Source organism: Streptococcus mitis, from assembly GCF_003942765.1.
In the GTDB taxonomy this organism is placed as follows: Bacteria; Bacillota; Bacilli; order Lactobacillales; family Streptococcaceae; genus Streptococcus; species Streptococcus mitis_BE.
On record NZ_RJNW01000007.1, the window covers coordinates 21,061 to 38,846 of the forward strand.

Below are 17,786 nucleotides of genomic sequence, written 5' to 3' on the forward strand. Positions count from 1 at the left end.
TTGAAAAAATTCGAAATTGAAGAATCATATCTTTCGAACTGAGGTGGAATGAATTGAATCTTTGTTAGAAATACTTATTACAGTATGAAGGTGGTCAGCCTTATTTTTTGTTACCAATTGACGGAAAATCTTACAGGATAAATAAGCTATTTCATTCGTAAAATCTAAAGCATTTATTTGAGACAAGGAACTCTTTTTATAGTATAATGATGGTTGTAGATTAAATATATCAAAATATATATAGAAGTATTTTTGTTTCTTGTAAGTTTATCATAGTGAGGAAGCAAAATGCTTCTTCTATTTTGAAAGGGATAAAATAATAGAGAGGATATAGAATGAAAAAGTTTTTTGGAGAGAAGCAGCATCGTTTTTCCTTACGAAAGTTAGCGATTGGTCTTGTGTCTGCTTCAATTTCGAGCTTATTTTTTGTGTCCATTGCTAGCAGTGGGACCGTATTTGCTAAAGAAAATGTATCTGTTCACTACAAATACGTGACGGATACAGAACTGAGTAGTCATGAGAAGGACTTGATTGTAAAGGATTTTCCTAATATTGCTGAAGATAGTGAGAGTACCTATTATCTAGTCTACCGTATGGATGAGAAAGCCCAACTAGGTCAGTTGCCTCATACCGGTGAGCACAATAATCTGGTTACCGCCCTTACTGGTGGAGCCCTCGCTTCGATTGGACTCCTCATTTTTGCTGTTTCGAGAAAGAAAGGCAATAAGAAAGCATTGTTGAAGGTTGTTTTGATAACAGGCGTGGGGAGCGGTTTGGTCTCGTCGGTTCAGGCTATTGAAAATCAGCTTTTGCTACAATACAATCAAGAATATCAATTATCCCAAGGAGATAGTCTGCCTCTGCCAAGAGTCCTGTCAGGTTATACCTATCTAGGCTATATTAAGCAAGACAAGAAAATTAATCAGTTAGAAACTGTTGCTAGAGATCAGAAACTAGACGATACGGTTCACCCTCATTTCCAGTCCAATGAAGGTGGGCAAAATGTAAGAGATGAGCGGAAAAATCCGTCTCCAACAAGCCCTGCTGACAAGTCAATCCCTTCTCAAGATTCACCCAATCAAAAGCCGTCTGGTATTGCTAGTGTGGATCCTCATGACGAAGTCTTGGCTGGTCGTTTAAATAAACCAGAGCTCTTATACAAAGATCAAGAGATTGAAACCAAGCTAGACTTTGCTGAAGTGGTTCAAGAGAATCCCGAACTAGCAGAGGGAACCATTCGTGTCAAACAAGAAGGTCATGTTGGGAAGAAGGTTGAGGTTGTTCGTATTTTCACTGTTGAAAACCAAGAAATTACTCGTGAGATCCTCTCGACCAAGGTAGAGAAATCCTTGCCACGTATAGTAGAGAAAGGGACTAAGAAGGCAGTTGCTCCGAGTGAAGCACCTCAGTCTGCAAGAAAAGGAGAGCCTGAGACTCAGGCCTCATTACCAGAATATAAAGGTGAGCAATCGGGAGCTGTTGTAGCCCCTGAGACAAATGAAAAACCAGAATATACTGGCACTCAGTCCGGTGCTATTGTCGAACCTGAGCAAGTTGCCCCACAGCCAGAGTACAAAGGGATTCAATCAGGTGCCATTGTAGAACCAGAAACGGCTGATAAACCATCCTATACAGGTACCCAGTCCGGAGCGGTTGTTGAACCAGAGAAAGTAGCTCCACAACCAGAATACAAGGGAACTCAAGCTGGTGCCATCGTCGAACCGGAGATTCAGCCTTCCCTGCCAGAATATAAAGGTGAGCAATCTGATGCTATAGTTGCCCCTGAGAAAACTGATAAACCATCCTATACAGGCACTCAGTCTGGAGCAATAGTCGAACCCGAGAAAGTAGCTCCGCTACCTGAATATCAGGGAACTCAAGCTGGTGCTATCGTCGAACCAGAGATCCATGCTTCCTTACCAGAATATAAAGGTGAGCAATCTGGTGCAATAGTTGCCCCTGAGACAAATGAAAAACCAGAATATACAGGAATTCAATCTGGAGCCATCGTCGAACCAGAAACGGCTGATAAGCCATCCTATACAGGTACCCAGTCCGGAGCGGTTGTTGAACCAGAGCAAGTGGCTCCACAACCAGAGTACAAGGGAACTCAAGCTGGTGCCATCGTCGAACCGGAGACTCAGCCTTCCTTGCCAGAATATAAAGGCGAGCAATCGGGAGCTGTTGTAGCCCCTGAGACGGTCGAAAAACCAGAATATACTGGCATTCAATCTGGAGCTATCGTCGAACCAGAACAGGTACCATCGAAACCATCTTATACAGGTACCCAATCCGGAGCGATTGTTGAACCCGAACAAATTGCCCCTCTTCCAGAATATACTGGCAATATTGAGCAAGCAAAACCAGAAAATCCGGCTGAAAAACCAAAAGAAAAAGATCCAGAAAAAACACTTGAATTAAGAAATGTTTCTGATCTGGAGTTATATAGTCAGACCAATGGTACTTACAAACAACATGTTTCTTTAGACAGTGTTCCAAGTAATATAGACACTTACTTTGTTAAGGCAAAATCGTCGTCATTCAAAGATATCTATCTACCTGTCGCTTCAATAACTGCAGAAATAAAAAATGGACAATCCGTTTATAAAATCATAGCCAAAGCTGAGAAACTCCAGCAAGAGCTAGAAAATAAATATGTCGATAATTTCACCTTCTATCTCGCAAAAAAGGCTACAGAAGAAGCAACAACCTTCACTTCCTTTAGCAACTTGGTTAAAGCTATCAACAAGAATCTCTCTGGAACCTATCATTTAGCGGCTAGCTTGAATGCCAACGAAGTGGAGTTGGGACCTGATGACAGTTCTTACATCAAGGGCATCTTTACTGGTCAGTTGATTGGTGAAAAGGATGGCAAGCATTATGCTATTTACAACTTGAAAAAGCCACTGTTTGCAACCTTGAGAGGGGCTAGAGTAGAAAAGTTGAGCCTAAAAAATGTCTCTATTTCAGGTAAAGATGATATCGGTTCACTGGCCAATGAAGCTACGGATAACACAAAGATTAAGCAAGTTCATGTCGATGGTGTTCTGGCTGGGGAACGTGGTATCGGTGGATTGCTTGCTAAGGCAGACCAATCAAGCATCACAGAGAGCAGTTTTAAGGGAAGAATTGTTAATACTTACGAAACGACTGCGGCATACAATATTGGTGGTTTGGTCGGTCATTTAACAGGAGGCAGAGCTTCACTGACTAAGTCAAAAGCGACAGTAGCCATTTCCTCCAACACGAATAGTTCAGATCAGACTGTTGGTGGGCTAGCAGGTCTAGTAGACCAAGATGCGCATATACAGGATAGCTATGCTGAAGGTGATATCAACAATGTCAAGCACTTTGGTAGAGTTGCGGGTGTGGCTGGATATTTGTGGGATCGAAAGACGAATGAGGAACAGCATGCAGGAAGATTGACCAATGTACTAAGTGATGTCAATGTAACCAACGGGAATGCTATTACCGGTTACCACTATAATGAAATGAAGGTGGCTAATACATTCAGCAACAAAGCTAATAGAGTCTACAATGTCACCTTGGTCAGGGAAGAAGTCCTCAGCAAGGAATCATTTGTAGAAAGAGGAACAATTTTAGATGCTTCTGAAGTGACGAATAAAAAAGCAGAAATCAATCCTCTCGCTCCTCCAACAGTGGAGCCCCTTTCAACAAGTGGTAGTAAAGAAAGTGATTTTTCTAAGGTGAAGCATTATCAAGCTCAGCGCACCTTGGCTTATAAAAACATTGAAAAATTGCTACCTTTCTACAACAAGGCAACCGTCGTCAAATACGGGAACCTGGTCAATGAGAACAGTCTTTTATATCAAAAAGAACTCTTGTCAGCAGTCATGATGAAGGATGACCAAGTCATCACAGATATTGTTTCCAACAAACAGACTGCAAACAAACTCTTGCTCCATTACCAGGATCATTCCTCTGAAACATTCCAGCTCAAGTACCAGACTGATTTTGCTAAGTTAGCAGAATATAGTCTAGGAGATACGGGGCTTCTCTATACGCCAAACCAATTCTTGTATAATCAAGAAACGATTATCCAGCAAGTCTTACCAGAATTGAAGAAGGTAAATTATCATTCAGATGCTATTAGAAACACACTTGGTATTTCACCTAAAGTGAAGCAAACCGAGCTCTATCTAGAAGAGCAGTTTGCTAAAACGAAGGAGCATCTAGAAGAAAGTCTGAGAAAACTCTTGTCAGCGGATGCTGGTCTAGTGGAAAACAATCAAGTAATGACAGGTTACATCGTAGATAAAATCAAGCGCAACAAGGAAGCCTTGCTTCTTGGTATGAGTTACTTAGAGCGTTGGTATAACTTTAGCTATGGTCAGGTTAATATTAAAGACCTGGTCTTGTATCACCTTGATTTCTTTGGAAAAGGAAATGCATCTCCGTTAGATACTTTGATTGAGTTAGGGAAATCAGGATTTAATAATCTGCTTGCTAAGAATAACGTTGATACTTATGGTATCAGTCTTGCCAGCCATCATGGAACGACAGATTTGTTTAGCACGCTAGAAAATTACCGAAAAGTCTTTTTACCAAACACTAGCAACAATGATTGGTTTAAAAAACAGACCAAAGCTTTCATTGTCGAAGAAAAATCCACTATTGCAGAGGTCAAAGCCAAGCAAGAGCAAGCAGGGACTAAGTATTCTATCGGTGTTTATGACCGAATTACTAGTAGTACTTGGAAATACCGCAATATGGTCTTGCCTCTCCTTACCTTGCCAGAAAGATCTGTATTTGTCATCTCAACCTTGTCTAGCCTAGGATTTGGCGCTTACGATCGCTACCGCAACAGTGACTATAAGGCTGGAGATAAACTCAATAAGTTTGTTGAAGATAATGCGCGTGAAACAGCCAAGCGTCAGCGAGATCACTACGATTATTGGTATCGTATTTTGGATAAACAGTCACGTGAAAAACTCTATCGTACGATCCTGCTTTATGATGCCTATAAGTTTGGTGATGATCATACTGAAGGAAAGGCTTCAACAATCGCAGACTTTGAGAATTCAAATCCTGCAATGCAACATTTCTTTGGACCAGTTGGTAACAAGGTAGTTCATAATCATCACGGTGCATACGCAACAGGAGATGGTGTCTACTATATGTCTTACCGTATGTTGGATAAGGATGGCGCTATAACGTATACCCATGAAATGACCCATGATTCCGATCAGGATATCTATCTTGGTGGTTATGGTCGAAGAAGTGGTCTTGGTCCTGAGTTCTTTGCTAAAGGCTTATTACAAGCGCCAGACCATCCAAATGATGCGACCATTACTATTAACTCAATCTTGAAACATTCAAAATCAGATAGCTTAGAAGGATCCCGTCTACAAGTCTTAGATCCGACGGAACGATTCAAAGATGCATCCGATCTCCAGAAATACGCTCATAATATGTTTGATCTCATCTATCTGTTGGAATATCTTGAAGGGCAATCTATCGTTAAGAAACTGAATGTTTCCCAGAAAATGGAAGCTCTCAGAAAAATCGAGAACCACTATCTAACAGATCCTGCTGATGGAAATGATGTTTATGCTACTAATGTTGTGAAAAATTTGACTGAAGATGAAGCTAAAAAATTGACGAGCTTTGAGAGTTTGATTGACAATAATATTCTTTCGGCTCGTGAGTATCAAGCTGGCACATATGAGAGAAATGGCTATTTTACGATTAAACTCTTTGCACCAATCTTTTCAGCATTGAGCAGTGAGAAAGGAACTCCTGGAGATCTTATGGGGCGTAGGATAGCTTATGAACTCTTAGCTGCTAAAGGATTTAAAGATGGTATGGTCCCATATATTTCCAACCAATATGAAGAAATTGCTAAACAAAATGGTCAGACAATCAACCTCTACGGTAAAAAGCAAGGATTAGTGACAGATAAGCTTGTCTTAGAAAAGCTATTTGGTGGTCAGTATTCATCTTGGGCAGCCTTTAAAAAAGCTATGTATCAAGAGCGCGTTGCTCAGTTTGATCATTTGAATAAAATTACTTTTAAAGATCCGACGCAATCATGGATGAGCAATGCCACGAAAACCATTCAAAGAGTAAAAGAATTGCAAGAACTGATGGACCAAGCTGTTCTCAAGGATGCAGAAGGTACGCGTTGGAGTGACTATAACCCAGAAACTGACAGTGCAGTTCATAAACTTAAGAGAGCAGTCTTTAAAGCCTACCTAGACCAAACAAATGATTTTAGAACCTCTATTTTTGCAAATAAAAAGTAATGAATTATAGAAGTTGCTAATCAGGATGAGAGGACTTTACTTCCTGACTATCAGAACTTGTCGATTTTAACTAGCTTTTTTGTGAAAAATTGTGTAAAATAGAATAGATAAACGAGGGAAAACCTCGGAAAATTTAAAGGAGAATCCATCTAATGGTAAAATTGGTTTTTGCTCGCCACGGTGAGTCTGAATGGAACAAAGCTAACCTTTTCACTGGTTGGGCTGATGTTGATTTGTCTGAAAAAGGTACACAACAAGCGATTGACGCTGGTAAATTGATCAAAGAAGCTGGTATCGAATTTGACCAAGCTTACACTTCAGTATTGAAACGTGCGATCAAAACAACTAACTTGTCTCTTGAAGCTTCTGACCAATTGTGGGTTCCAGTTGAAAAATCATGGCGTTTGAACGAACGTCACTACGGTGGTTTGACTGGTAAAAACAAAGCTGAAGCTGCTGAACAATTTGGTGATGAGCAAGTTCACATCTGGCGTCGTTCATACGATGTATTGCCTCCAAACATGGACCGTGATGATGAGCACTCAGCTCACACAGATCGTCGTTACGCTTCACTTGACGATTCAGTTATTCCAGATGCTGAAAACTTGAAAGTGACTTTGGAACGTGCCCTTCCATTCTGGGAAGATAAAATCGCTCCAGCTCTTAAAGATGGTAAAAACGTATTCGTAGGAGCTCATGGTAACTCAATCCGTGCCCTTGTAAAACACATCAAAGGTTTGTCAGATGACGAAATCATGGACGTGGAAATCCCTAACTTCCCACCATTGGTATTCGAATTCGACGAAAAATTGAACGTAGTTTCTGAATACTACCTTGGAAAATAATTATAAATGATAAAAGGCAGGATTTATTCTGCCTTTTTTTTGTGAAGTGTCTCTCTATTTGTCTCACTTTATAAGGTGAGACGAATAGAGGAGATAATCAGTTTAGAATTTCGATATACTCCAGTCCCCAGCTTTCAATGGCATCTAGGACATCTTGAAATTTTCTCCCCATTTCAGTTAGACTGTATTCGACCCGTGGAGGAACTTCAGCATAGACCTTACGCTCCACGATTTTATCCTTTTCGAGCTGTCTGAGGTGTCGTGTTAGAATGGTTTGGGTAATGCCAGGAATCAGCCGTTGTAGTTCATTAAACCGCTTAGTTCCCGTACTGAGTTGATAGATGATGACTAGAGCCCACTTACCTGTTAGTACACGCTGTGTTGTGGCAAAAGGGCAAATTCCAAATTCACTGACTTTAGTTACCATTATTCCTCCAAATTTTTTTTAAAAAATATTCTCTTATTTGTCAATAATAGTATCTTATTTGATACTAAATAATAATAAAGTGCCTACTTGTTTTTTTGTTAGTAGATGATAAAATTATATCATAAATAAAAGAAACGAGGAGTAACTCATGTCAGTAAATTTAGAAATTTTTAACGCGTATAACAATGGTCTTATAACAGGTAATTTTCCAGCTGTTTTTGAGACTATGGCAGATGATATCATCTGGCACCAGCCAGGTCAGAATAGTACTTCTGGTACAGTGGTTGGAAAAGAAGCTCTTGGAGTCCACTTAGCTCAATTTTCAGAAAAAACAAACGGTACCTTTAAAGTATTGACTAACTGGGTATCTGATAATACTGACCTTGTAGCAGCCAGTGTAACCTTTGTCGGAACTCGCCCAGATGGTGAGGAACTCAACATGAACGGTATTGATCTTTTCCGCATAGAAGATGGAAAAATCAAGGAAGTTTGGCTCTTTTCATCAGATCAAGCAGTAGAAGATGCTTTCTGGGGTTAGACAGTAAATTAATCTAGAATCTGAAATGAAATTTGATATATGGATCGTGATGATGAGCACTCAGCTCACACTGACCGTCGTTACGCTTCACTTGACGATTCAGTTATCCCAGATGCTGAAAACTTGAAAGTGACTTTGGAACGTGCCCTTCCATTCTGGGAAGATAAAATCGCTCCAGCTCTTAAAGATGGCAAAAACGTATTCGTAGGAGCTCACGGTAACTCAATCCGTGCCCTTGTAAAACACATCAAAGGTTTGTCAGATGACGAAATCATGGACGTGGAAATCCCTAACTTCCCACCATTGGTATTCGAATTTGACGAAAAATTGAACGTAGTTTCTGAATACTACCTTGGAAAATAGTTTGTAAAAAGAAAGCCTAGGAATACCTAGGTTTTTCTTTTTATTCTAGTATCCAACTCTTCGAAAAAGCGTTATAATGATATTAAGAAGTAGTTAAAGAAAGTGAGGTTGATGATGGCTTATATTGAGATGAAACACTGTTACAAGCGTTATCAGGTTGGGGACACGGAGATTGTGGCCAATCGCGATGTGAATTTTGAGATTGAAAAGGGTGAATTGGTGATTATTCTAGGTGCGTCTGGTGCAGGCAAGTCAACGGTTCTTAACCTTCTTGGGGGAATGGATACCAATGATGAAGGGGAAATCTGGATTGATGGTGCCAATATTGCAGACTATAGTTCCCACCAGAGAACCAATTACCGTCGCAATGATGTAGGGTTTGTTTTTCAGTTTTACAATCTAGTTTCTAATTTAACTGCTAAGGAAAATGTAGAACTGGCATCAGAAATTGTGACAGATGCCTTGAATCCTGAACAGGTCTTGACAGATGTAGGTCTGGCTCATCGTCTCAATAACTTTCCAGCCCAGCTTTCTGGAGGGGAGCAACAGCGAGTCTCCATTGCACGCGCAGTAGCCAAAAATCCTAAAATTCTCCTTTGTGACGAACCGACAGGCGCCTTGGATTATCAGACGGGCAAGCAAGTCTTGAAGATTCTCCAAGACATGTCTCGTCAAAAGGGAGCGACGGTGATCGTCGTGACTCACAATGGAGCTTTGACGCCCATTGCTGATCGCGTGATTCATATGCGTGATGCCACTGTTATGAGAGTAACAATCAATGAGAATCCACAGGCTATCGATACATTGGAGTATTAGCATGAAAAAAACATACCGAAAAGACTTGCTCCAGTCGGTGACTGCTTCCAAGGGACGCTTTTTATCCATCTTGACCTTGATGATGCTGGGGTCTTTAGCCCTAGTAGGTCTCAAAGTGACTAGCCCCAATATGGAACGTACTGCTGAGGATTATCTTCGTAAAGCAAATACCTTGGATCTGGCAGTGATAGCTGATTATGGCTTGGATAAAGAGGATCGAGACGAACTAAAGACCCTTCAAGGAGCAAGTGTTGAGTTTGGCTATATGGCAGACCTAACCGTTGAAAATAGTGAAGAAGCGGTTCGACTGTATTCTAAGCCAGAGGGAATTTCAACTTTTCAAGTGACAGAAGGGCGACTGCCAGAAGCTGATGAGGAAATTTCCTTGGCAGATTTCTGGAAAGACCGCTATCAGATTGGGCAGACTATCACCTTTAGCAAGAAAGAAGAAGGGAAGACCGTCATAAAATCCCAATCTTTCACCATTACTGGATTTGTTCAGTCGGGTGAGATACTTTCTCAAGAAGACTTGGGAGGGGCTAGTAGTGGAAATGGAAGCTTGGCTGGCTATGGAGTGATTGTAGCCAGTCAGTTTGATACAGAAGTGTATAGTATTGCGCGTGTGCGCTATGATGATTTAAAAAATTTGGATGCTTTTTCATCAGACTATAGAAGCAAACGAGATCAACACCAGGAAGACTTACAAAACTTGCTTGCCGATAATGGTCAAAAAAGATTGGCAAGTATCAAAGCAAATGGGCAAAAGAGCTTGGAAGATGGAAAAGAGCAGCTCCAAACAGCTGAAGGTAACCTTCAAAAAGGCAAGAGTCAGTTAGAACAGGCTGAAAGTCGATTGAAAACGCAAGAAGAACAAGTGACCGCTTTGCCTGAGCCTCAAAAGAGTCAAGTCAAGGAGCAATTGACAAAAGCTAAGGAAGAATTGGCTACAGAAAAAGAAAAAATGGCTCAGACAGAGAGTAATCTAGCCAAGGAAAAAGAGAAGCTTGAACAACGCCAGAAAGAGCTTGATGAACTGGCAGAGCCTACTTACCATGTATACAACCGCCAAACCATGCCAGGCGGTCAAGGCTATCTCATGTACAGTAACGCTTCAGCAAGTATTCGTTCTGTTGGGAATATCTTTCCCGTGGTGCTTTATATGGTCGCTGCAATGGTAACCTTTACAACTATGACTCGCTTTGTGGATGAAGAGCGTACCAATGCTGGTATTTTCAAGGCCCTAGGTTACCAGAATAAAGATATTGTTGCCAAGTTTGTCCTCTATGGTTTTCTTGCAGGAACTGTGGGAACCGTTTTAGGAACGCTTCTAGGACATTATCTCCTTGCAGGCGTGATTTCGGATGTTATAACAGCTGGAATGGTCGTTGGGAAAAGTCAGGAGTATTTCTACTGGTCTTATAGCCTTCTTGCCCTGGCCTTAAGTTGGGTATCCAGTGTCTTGCCAGCTTATCTAGTGGCACGGAGGGAATTGCACGATGAAGCAGCCCAACTTTTGCTGCCCAAACCTCCCGTTAAAGGATCAAAGATTTTGCTGGAACGCCTGAGCTTTATTTGGAGTCGTCTGAGCTTCACTCATAAGGTTACGGCGCGAAATATTTTCCGATATAAGCAACGGATGTTGATGACCATTTTTGGAGTTGCGGGTTCGGTTGCTCTCCTATTTGCAGGTCTTGGCATTCAGTCTTCTGTGGGAGGAGTTGTCGAGCGTCAATTTGAACAAATCCAGCAATACCAGATGATTGTAGCGGAAAAGAGCAGTGCAACGGAGCAAGAAAAAGCAGAACTAGAAAGTGCCTTGCAAGCTGAGTCTATCCATGCTTACCAAAAAATTTACTCTAAATCCATTGAAAAAGATTTCAAAGGAAAAGCAGGACTTCAGACTATCACCATAATGGTCACAAGCCGAGAAAATTTCAAACCCTTTATCGCATTAGAGGAAAATGGCCAAGAGGTGCAGGTCACAGATGGAGCAGTCGTGAGTCAAAAATTAGCTCAACTAGAAGGTATTACGGTTGGAGACAAGCTGGAGCTTGATGGGAAAGAAATCAAGGTATCGGCTATTTCTGAAAACTATGTTGGACACTTTGTTTATCTCAACCGAGCGACATACGAACAAGTCTACGGTACCAGTCCGAAAGATAATACCTACCTAGTAAAATTAAAAGAGCCAACACCATCCAATACGGAGAAAGAAGCTGCGGTCTTTATGAAAAAAACTGCTGTTTCTGGGGTGGTCCAAAATGCAACGGCTATCCACCTTTTTGAATCTGTAGCCAATTCTCTCAATAAAACCATGGCAATCCTTGTCCTTGTTTCTGTCTTGCTAGCCATTGTCATTCTTTACAATCTCACTAATATCAATGTGGCAGAACGTATCCGTGAACTTTCGACTATCAAGGTTCTCGGTTTCCACAATAAAGAAGTGACCCTCTATATCTACCGCGAGACCATGGTGCTATCCTTTGTGGGGATTGTTCTCGGTTTGGTAGCCGGCTACTATTTACATCAATTTTTGATTCAAATGATCTCACCTGCCACCATACTTTTTTATCCACGAGTCAGCTGGGAAGTCTATGCTCTTCCAATCGTCGCAGTGACTGTGATCTTAGCCTTACTGGGTCTCTTTGTCAATCACCACTTGAGAAAGGTGGATATGCTTGAAGCCCTGAAATCAGTAGAGTAGGTCAATTTTTTAAAAAGTAAATCTGTTGACAAAGTCTCTGCTTCTTGGTAGAATAAGAACTGTCGTAAAGACAAATAACTTCTTCTTGGTTACAGGCATGCCAACCTGTCACTCGGATGAAGCCAAATAAAAAGGAGAAACATCATGGCAATCTCAAAAGAGAAAAAAAATGAAATCATCGCACAATATGCACGTCACGAAGGTGATACAGGTTCAGTAGAGGTTCAAGTTGCTGTCCTTACTTGGGAAATCAACCACCTTAACGAACACATCAAACAACACAAAAAAGACCACGCTACTTACCGTGGATTGATGAAAAAAATCGGTCGCCGTCGTAACTTGCTTGCATACTTGCGTAAAAACGACGTTAACCGTTACCGTGAGTTGATCAACTCTCTTGGACTTCGTCGCTAATCTGCTTTATTTTCCACTTACATTGCGTTGTCACCTTACCTCGATATACTCAAGTATAATCTTCGGTTACGGTTCCTAGCACTGTAAGGTAAAATAAACCAGATCTTCTCCCTTAGGGGAGATTTTTTTGTTTCACTAAAAATTTTGTACAATCTTCGCCTAGTCTGTAAACGTTTTATCCGGCAAGAATTATGATGCTAAGGGTGCCAAAAATCCGTATGAAAATAGGGAAACGACACAGTTTTCGATGAACACAAGGAGTTTCATCTTTTTCATTAGGATTTTAGTCCGAGCTCAAATTAGCTCTCTGATTTCAGGGGGCTTTTTGTTTTTGCCAAGTGCTTAGGCCGTGTTCAATTAACAAGATACAAAGGCCGTCAAAAGCACAAAGCAAAAATAGGAAAATTGACGAAGAAACTTCAGTTTCTTGGAGATTTTATCTTTTTTGCCAAGTGCTTAGGCCGTGTTCAATTGAGCATGTCTTGATAATGAAGCTAGTCTAATTAGGTAGCTTTTTTGTATGGATTTTAGCCCGAGCTCAAATCAGCTCTCTGATCTCAGGGGGCTTTTTTATTGAGGTTTTATCGGTCACAATTTTGGAGACTACAAAAACTTGAAGCTAAAGCTCCCAGCATTGTACGATGTTTTATCGGTCATAATTTTGGAGACCACAAAAACTCCTGCCAATGTGACTTATTATACCTTTGAGTTTTATCAGTCATAATTTTGGAGACCACAAAAACCAGCGATTACGCGAACTTTGTCGCCTTTTTGTTTTATCGGTCATAATTTTAGAGACTACAAAAACAGCGTCTGCTTTTGGCGAAATTGCAAAGCAGTTTTATCGGTCACAATTTTAGAGACTACAAAAACCTCGGAGTCATGCTAGGGGTAAATGGAGCAGTTTTATCGGTCACAATTTTAGAGACTACAAAAACTCTCTTCTTCCAGTTTTTTACTTTCTTTTTGGTTTTATCGGTCACAATTTTAGAGACTACAAAAACCTGTGTTTTCTAAATTGAATAAAAGCATCTGTTTTATCGGTCACAATTTTAGAGACTACAAAAACCTAGTCAGCTTCTCAAAGCTATAGTAAGCGGTTTTATCGGTCACAATTTTAGAGACTACAAAAACCTCAAATGGTATCAGCTAATGACACCATAAGGGTGCGTAGCTGTCTGCAAGCCCCCTCGGAGAGCCCACACTTTACGAAGTAAAGTATAGTATGTTTATACTTTACATGGAAGTAGTCACCGAATTCCAGTTAGAAATTACTTTGTAACTACGTTTTGAGGAGGAGTAAAATGCTTTCCTATGTTCGACATTACCCACTAGCGATAGCTAAATTAATGTGTCTGTGCTCTCCTAAAATCTGCTGATTTATTACTGACTAATACAGGAGTTTTTTTATGGTACAGACAATCATATCTGCTATTGGTGTTTATATTTCTACCAGTATCGATTATTTAATTATTTTATTTATTTTATTTGCACAGCTATCACAGAATAAACAAAAATGGCATATTTATGCGGGACAATATCTAGGCACAGGCTTACTTGTAGGGGCGAGTTTAGTTGCTGCTTATATCGTTAATTTCGTGCCTGAAGAATGGATGGTTGGATTGCTTGGTTTAATCCCTATTTATTTAGGGATTCGCTTTGCAATTGTTGGAGAAGGTGAGGAAGAAGAGGAAGAAGAGGAAGAAATTATTGAAAGATTAGAACAAAGCAAGGCAAATCAACTGTTTTGGACAGTTACATTGCTAACAATTGCGTCTGGCGGAGATAATTTAGGTATCTATATACCTTATTTTGCTTCGTTAGATTGGTCACAGACCCTCGTGGCTTTGCTTGTGTTTGTAATCGGCATAATTATCTTATGCGAGATTAGTCGGGTGTTATCCTCTATTCCGTTAATATTCGAGACAATTGAAAAATACGAGCGAATCATTGTGCCCTTAGTATTCATTCTACTTGGACTATACATCATGTATGAAAATGGCACGATAGAGACTTTTCTGACCGTGTAGATTTTTTGTTTCACTAGGATTTTAGCCCGAGCTCAAATCAGCTCTCTAATTTTAGAGGGCTTTTTATGTTGTCACTTTACCTCGCGATATACTCGAGTATTATCTTCGGTTACGGTTCCTAGCACTATAAGGTAAAATAAACCAGATTTTCTCCCTTCGTGTAGATTTTATCTTTTTTGCCAAGTGCTTGGCCGAGTTCAATTAACAAGATACAAAGGCCGTCAAAAGCACAAAGCAAAAATAGGAAAAGTGACGAAGAAACTTCAGTTTCTAGGAGATTTTATCTTTTTTGCCAAGTGCTTAGGCCGTGTTCAATTGAGCATAGCTTGATAATGAAGCTAGTCTAATTAGGTAGCTTTTTAGATATAAAACTATTTTATTATCTAAATATAGAATAAATTAGGGCTTGCATTCAAAACATGGTATAATAGGTCTATATAGCTAAATAAAGTAAACCTATCACAAGGGATTAAGAAAAAGGATAGAACAGTCATGTCAACAGTAAAAAGTGATCTAAATATTGCGCAAACATATGCGAGTCAGCTGAAAAATGCTTGTCAATCGTTAACAGCAATTGCTGTGGCTAGTCAAGATGATCGAACGACCCTTCAAGGGAATAACAAGGCCCATCAATGTCTGACAAAGTCTCAAAATCTAGCTAGTCAGATTTCGGCAGCCGTTACCCTGACTTCCGAACGACTGCACTCTATAGCGAGTGATTTTGAGGCGCTAGATGAAGCGGGTGCCAATGGTTTTAGGAGTCATGCATGAGCAAGTTAGATGAGTTGAAGAAAAGAGAGCGAGACCTCTTGTACCAACTAGAAGACAATGGAAAAGAGAAATATCGCACCAAAGAACTGATAGAAACCTTTGAAGGGTATGATAGAGCTAGTCACCGTTATCAAAATGATTTGTGGGAGGCGGCCTATCAGAGCCGATATGCAGGACAGTTGGAAGAAACACTCCTACAAAGAAACCAACTTAAAAACCAAATTCTTGAGAAGCTCAGCTACCGCATGGATGATTTGAAAAAAGAAAAGTTCCGGTTAGAGGGAGACTTGGATGAGGTCTACTATGAAAGACGCAAAGAACTAGAAAGAGAGGAGGAAAAACGACATGGGCATTGATATGTACTTAGAACAATCACAACTACAAAGTTCGAGTGTAGCGACCATGTGCCAATCTCAGGTTGAGGCTTATCAAGACTTGCAATCAGCCATCAAAAAGTTTTCAGAAGATACAGAGAGTCTAAAGGGCGATGCTTATAATTCGGCTAGAAGTTTTTTTGCAAGTGTCTTATTGCCCTTGAGCAAAGGGGGACAGCTCTATGCAGAAACCTTCTCTCAAGCTATCAAGAAATTACCAGAAGACTACCAAAGTATGGTCGACAGCAAGAGTTGGCGCGAGGATGATCTACTTGATAAGATCCGCCAGGAAGAGCAAATGATTGCTTATCTAGATGAAGTCAACCAATCCCTTTCTAGCTTGACCATGGATAGTGAAGAAAAGGGAAGATTGAGACGCAGTAATGTGGAACTCATGCGAGGACACCATGCCAATAAACGCGTCTATGAAACGATTTTGAGAGACCTGCGTGCCTATGATAGCTATTCAGGAGGACTGTTCGATGAACTAGACAGTATCGATGTGCAGTTGAGTCGCGGACTGGCCCAGATTGAAAATAGTTGGGATGCAAAGACAGGGAGCTTTAAAATTCCATCTGACCTGACTTGGGCCAACTACCTATCTGCCTATTCTGACACAAAGGATATGAAGCTCAGTCGTCAAGAGAAGGCCTTTGTCCAGACCATGATAGCAGAATACGGCTTTGACGCAGAGACAGCCCAACAGCTCTTGACAATCAAGCAAGGGATAGATAAGAAGTTCCCAACCTCAAGTCAAGAGTTCCGTGACTATATCTTTTTGCGAGTCGTCGGTGCGGCTTACTATGATGGCTTTAAGTGGAATGAAACAGCAGGTGGATTGGGGCATTATTTTTATAAAGAATTTGTGAGCGATCCGCAGACAGGCCAAAAATTGAGAACATTGAAACCAATAGTTGAAATTTATCAAGAACTGGGGTTGAAAAAAGAAAAGGCCAAAGAACTGTATTATAATCTTAGACTGCAACACGAATTAGCTAGTGGGGAATACAGTGCATCTGGTGATCTGAAGAAAGATCATCCTTTAGTATATCAAGACTCAAAAGAAGCTTATCAAAGAGCTTATGAAAATTCTGAGAATTTTGATAAGTTTTGGGACGAGAAACTGAAGGCTTATTCTAACAATGGAGTGGGTCACGCAGACTTTACCCACCAGTCCATCACTATGGCGACTCACCTTAATCCTAATCAAGTTCAGTTAGCCGATATCTATGGTGGTAGAGAGCATGTCAAGGACCTTTCAGGCTGGGAAGGAGACACAACTAAAAATGCTACGGATAAGAAACCAAGTATTGGCGAGGACGACTATAAGGCAGACCTCGATTCGGTCAATCTTATTGGTCGCATGCAAAAAGGGCAATCCTATGACCAAGCTATATCTTCTTACTATGCTGATCTTCAAAAGGATTCGACTCAGAGAGAAAGAGAATTCTTAAAAAATAAAGATTGGAAGCAGGTAAGAAGCACTATCTATGCCAGTATCCTTCCATTAGAGATTATGCAAAAAGGGGAAGATGCCATTAAAGCGTATATTGAAAGTAATTATCAAGGTGTGTCCAAATTTTTAAATCGTTTAGAAGCTGTGGCGGAGTAGGAGGAAGTCTATGAAGAAAATACTAGGCGTTTTAACAATAGTGATATTACTTGTATCAGTTTGTCTTTTCTTCTTTGTGCGTCAACCTAAAAATATTTTTGATGAAATCTACCAAGAAACGGAGAAGAGTTATCAGGTAGATAATATTTTTGGAAAAAATGAAGATATTATTGTTCGTCCAGTTTGGCCAAGTGATAATGAAAGTTTAAAATATAGTCCACATGTAACCTATAAAGACAACATTTTTAATAATTATTGTAAAGTTGTACTAGGATTTAATTTTCAAAATTTGGAACAAACAAGTTTTATTCGTTTTGACAAATATATTGATTCAGGTGTTAGAATACGGATAAGAACAGTATATAGCTATCTTGAAAAAAGTTTGAAAAAAGAAGTAGAAGTAATTGTAATAAAGGGGAATTCCGAAAATTATATTGACAATGAATCCCAAGTAAAATCTTACATAGAGCAGTACGGTATCACTGCCAAGGATTTGGATTCCTACTACGACGAAATCGTTAACCAGAAAGTCTTGAAAGATTGGTGCTCGATTTATGACAGTAAGTACTCGCCAAGCAACTATGGTGAGGTGAAAGTCGAAACCCAGTGGGAGAATTGGTGATAGC

The 17,786-nt window shown here is 40.2% G+C and carries 12 protein-coding genes and 1 pseudogene; 12 read left to right on the forward strand and 1 reads right to left on the reverse strand.

Translation table 11 applies throughout. The annotated features are described in order from the left end of the window. The first annotated feature begins 335 nt into the window (after positions 1-335). Positions 336-6,266, forward strand: a complete 5,931-nt coding sequence (locus tag D8849_RS09395; RefSeq protein WP_125386881.1) for a ZmpA/ZmpB/ZmpC family metallo-endopeptidase — start codon at positions 336-338, stop codon at positions 6,264-6,266. Positions 6,267-6,418: 152 nt separating this feature from the next. Then, the gene (locus D8849_RS09400) at positions 6,419-7,111 is read left to right on the forward strand and encodes a phosphoglycerate mutase (RefSeq protein ID WP_125386882.1); all 693 of its coding nucleotides are present in this window, start codon (positions 6,419-6,421) and stop codon (positions 7,109-7,111) included. Between the two features lie 97 nt (positions 7,112-7,208). Here the strand turns inward: D8849_RS09400 and D8849_RS09405 are convergent, their stop codons facing one another. Next, positions 7,209-7,538 carry a winged helix-turn-helix transcriptional regulator gene (locus tag D8849_RS09405; RefSeq protein WP_004262396.1) on the reverse strand — a complete coding sequence of 110 codons (330 nt, stop codon included), beginning with the start codon at positions 7,536-7,538 and terminating at the stop codon, positions 7,209-7,211. A 148-nt stretch (positions 7,539-7,686) separates the two neighbouring features. Here D8849_RS09405 and D8849_RS09410 point away from each other — a divergent pair, with 148 nt between their 5' ends. The 10 genes and pseudogenes from D8849_RS09410 (at position 7,687) to D8849_RS09455 (ending at position 17,782) form a co-directional block, all read left to right on the forward strand. Continuing rightward, the gene (locus D8849_RS09410) at positions 7,687-8,076 is read left to right on the forward strand and encodes a nuclear transport factor 2 family protein (RefSeq protein ID WP_004262393.1); all 390 of its coding nucleotides are present in this window, start codon (positions 7,687-7,689) and stop codon (positions 8,074-8,076) included. Positions 8,077-8,115: 39 nt separating this feature from the next. Next, positions 8,116-8,439 (forward strand): annotated as a pseudogene (locus D8849_RS09415) (2,3-bisphosphoglycerate-dependent phosphoglycerate mutase); the annotation flags it as partial. A 114-nt stretch (positions 8,440-8,553) separates the two neighbouring features. Further along, entirely contained in the window at positions 8,554-9,255 is a 702-nt protein-coding gene (locus tag D8849_RS09420; RefSeq protein ID WP_004262378.1) for an ABC transporter ATP-binding protein, read from the forward strand. Then, positions 9,251-11,959 (forward strand): ABC transporter permease, encoded by a 2,709-nt coding sequence (locus tag D8849_RS09425; RefSeq protein WP_185756247.1) that lies wholly within the window; start codon positions 9,251-9,253, stop codon positions 11,957-11,959. Before D8849_RS09420 ends, D8849_RS09425 begins: the two co-directional genes overlap by 5 nt. 144 nt (positions 11,960-12,103) lie before the next feature. After that, on the forward strand, positions 12,104-12,373 hold the full coding sequence (gene rpsO / locus D8849_RS09430) for a 30S ribosomal protein S15 (protein ID WP_001018251.1): 270 nt from the start codon (positions 12,104-12,106) through the stop codon (positions 12,371-12,373). Between the two features lie 1,409 nt (positions 12,374-13,782). Continuing rightward, positions 13,783-14,403, forward strand: coding sequence for a CadD family cadmium resistance transporter (locus D8849_RS09435; protein ID WP_125386886.1), 621 nt, complete (start codon positions 13,783-13,785; stop codon positions 14,401-14,403). Positions 14,404-14,895: 492 nt separating this feature from the next. Next, entirely contained in the window at positions 14,896-15,174 is a 279-nt protein-coding gene (locus D8849_RS09440; protein ID WP_070479865.1) for a TIGR04197 family type VII secretion effector, read from the forward strand. Continuing rightward, positions 15,171-15,530 carry a DUF3958 family protein gene (locus D8849_RS09445; RefSeq protein WP_070479866.1) on the forward strand — a complete coding sequence of 120 codons (360 nt, stop codon included), beginning with the start codon at positions 15,171-15,173 and terminating at the stop codon, positions 15,528-15,530. Before D8849_RS09440 ends, D8849_RS09445 begins: the two co-directional genes overlap by 4 nt. After that, a complete protein-coding gene (locus D8849_RS09450; RefSeq protein ID WP_125386888.1) occupies positions 15,520-17,160 on the forward strand; it encodes a T7SS effector LXG polymorphic toxin in 1,641 nt (546 codons plus the stop codon). Before D8849_RS09445 ends, D8849_RS09450 begins: the two co-directional genes overlap by 11 nt. A gap of 10 nt (positions 17,161-17,170) precedes the next feature. Continuing rightward, a complete protein-coding gene (locus D8849_RS09455; RefSeq protein WP_125386890.1) occupies positions 17,171-17,782 on the forward strand; it encodes a TipC family immunity protein in 612 nt (203 codons plus the stop codon). Positions 17,783-17,786 lie beyond the last annotated feature (4 nt).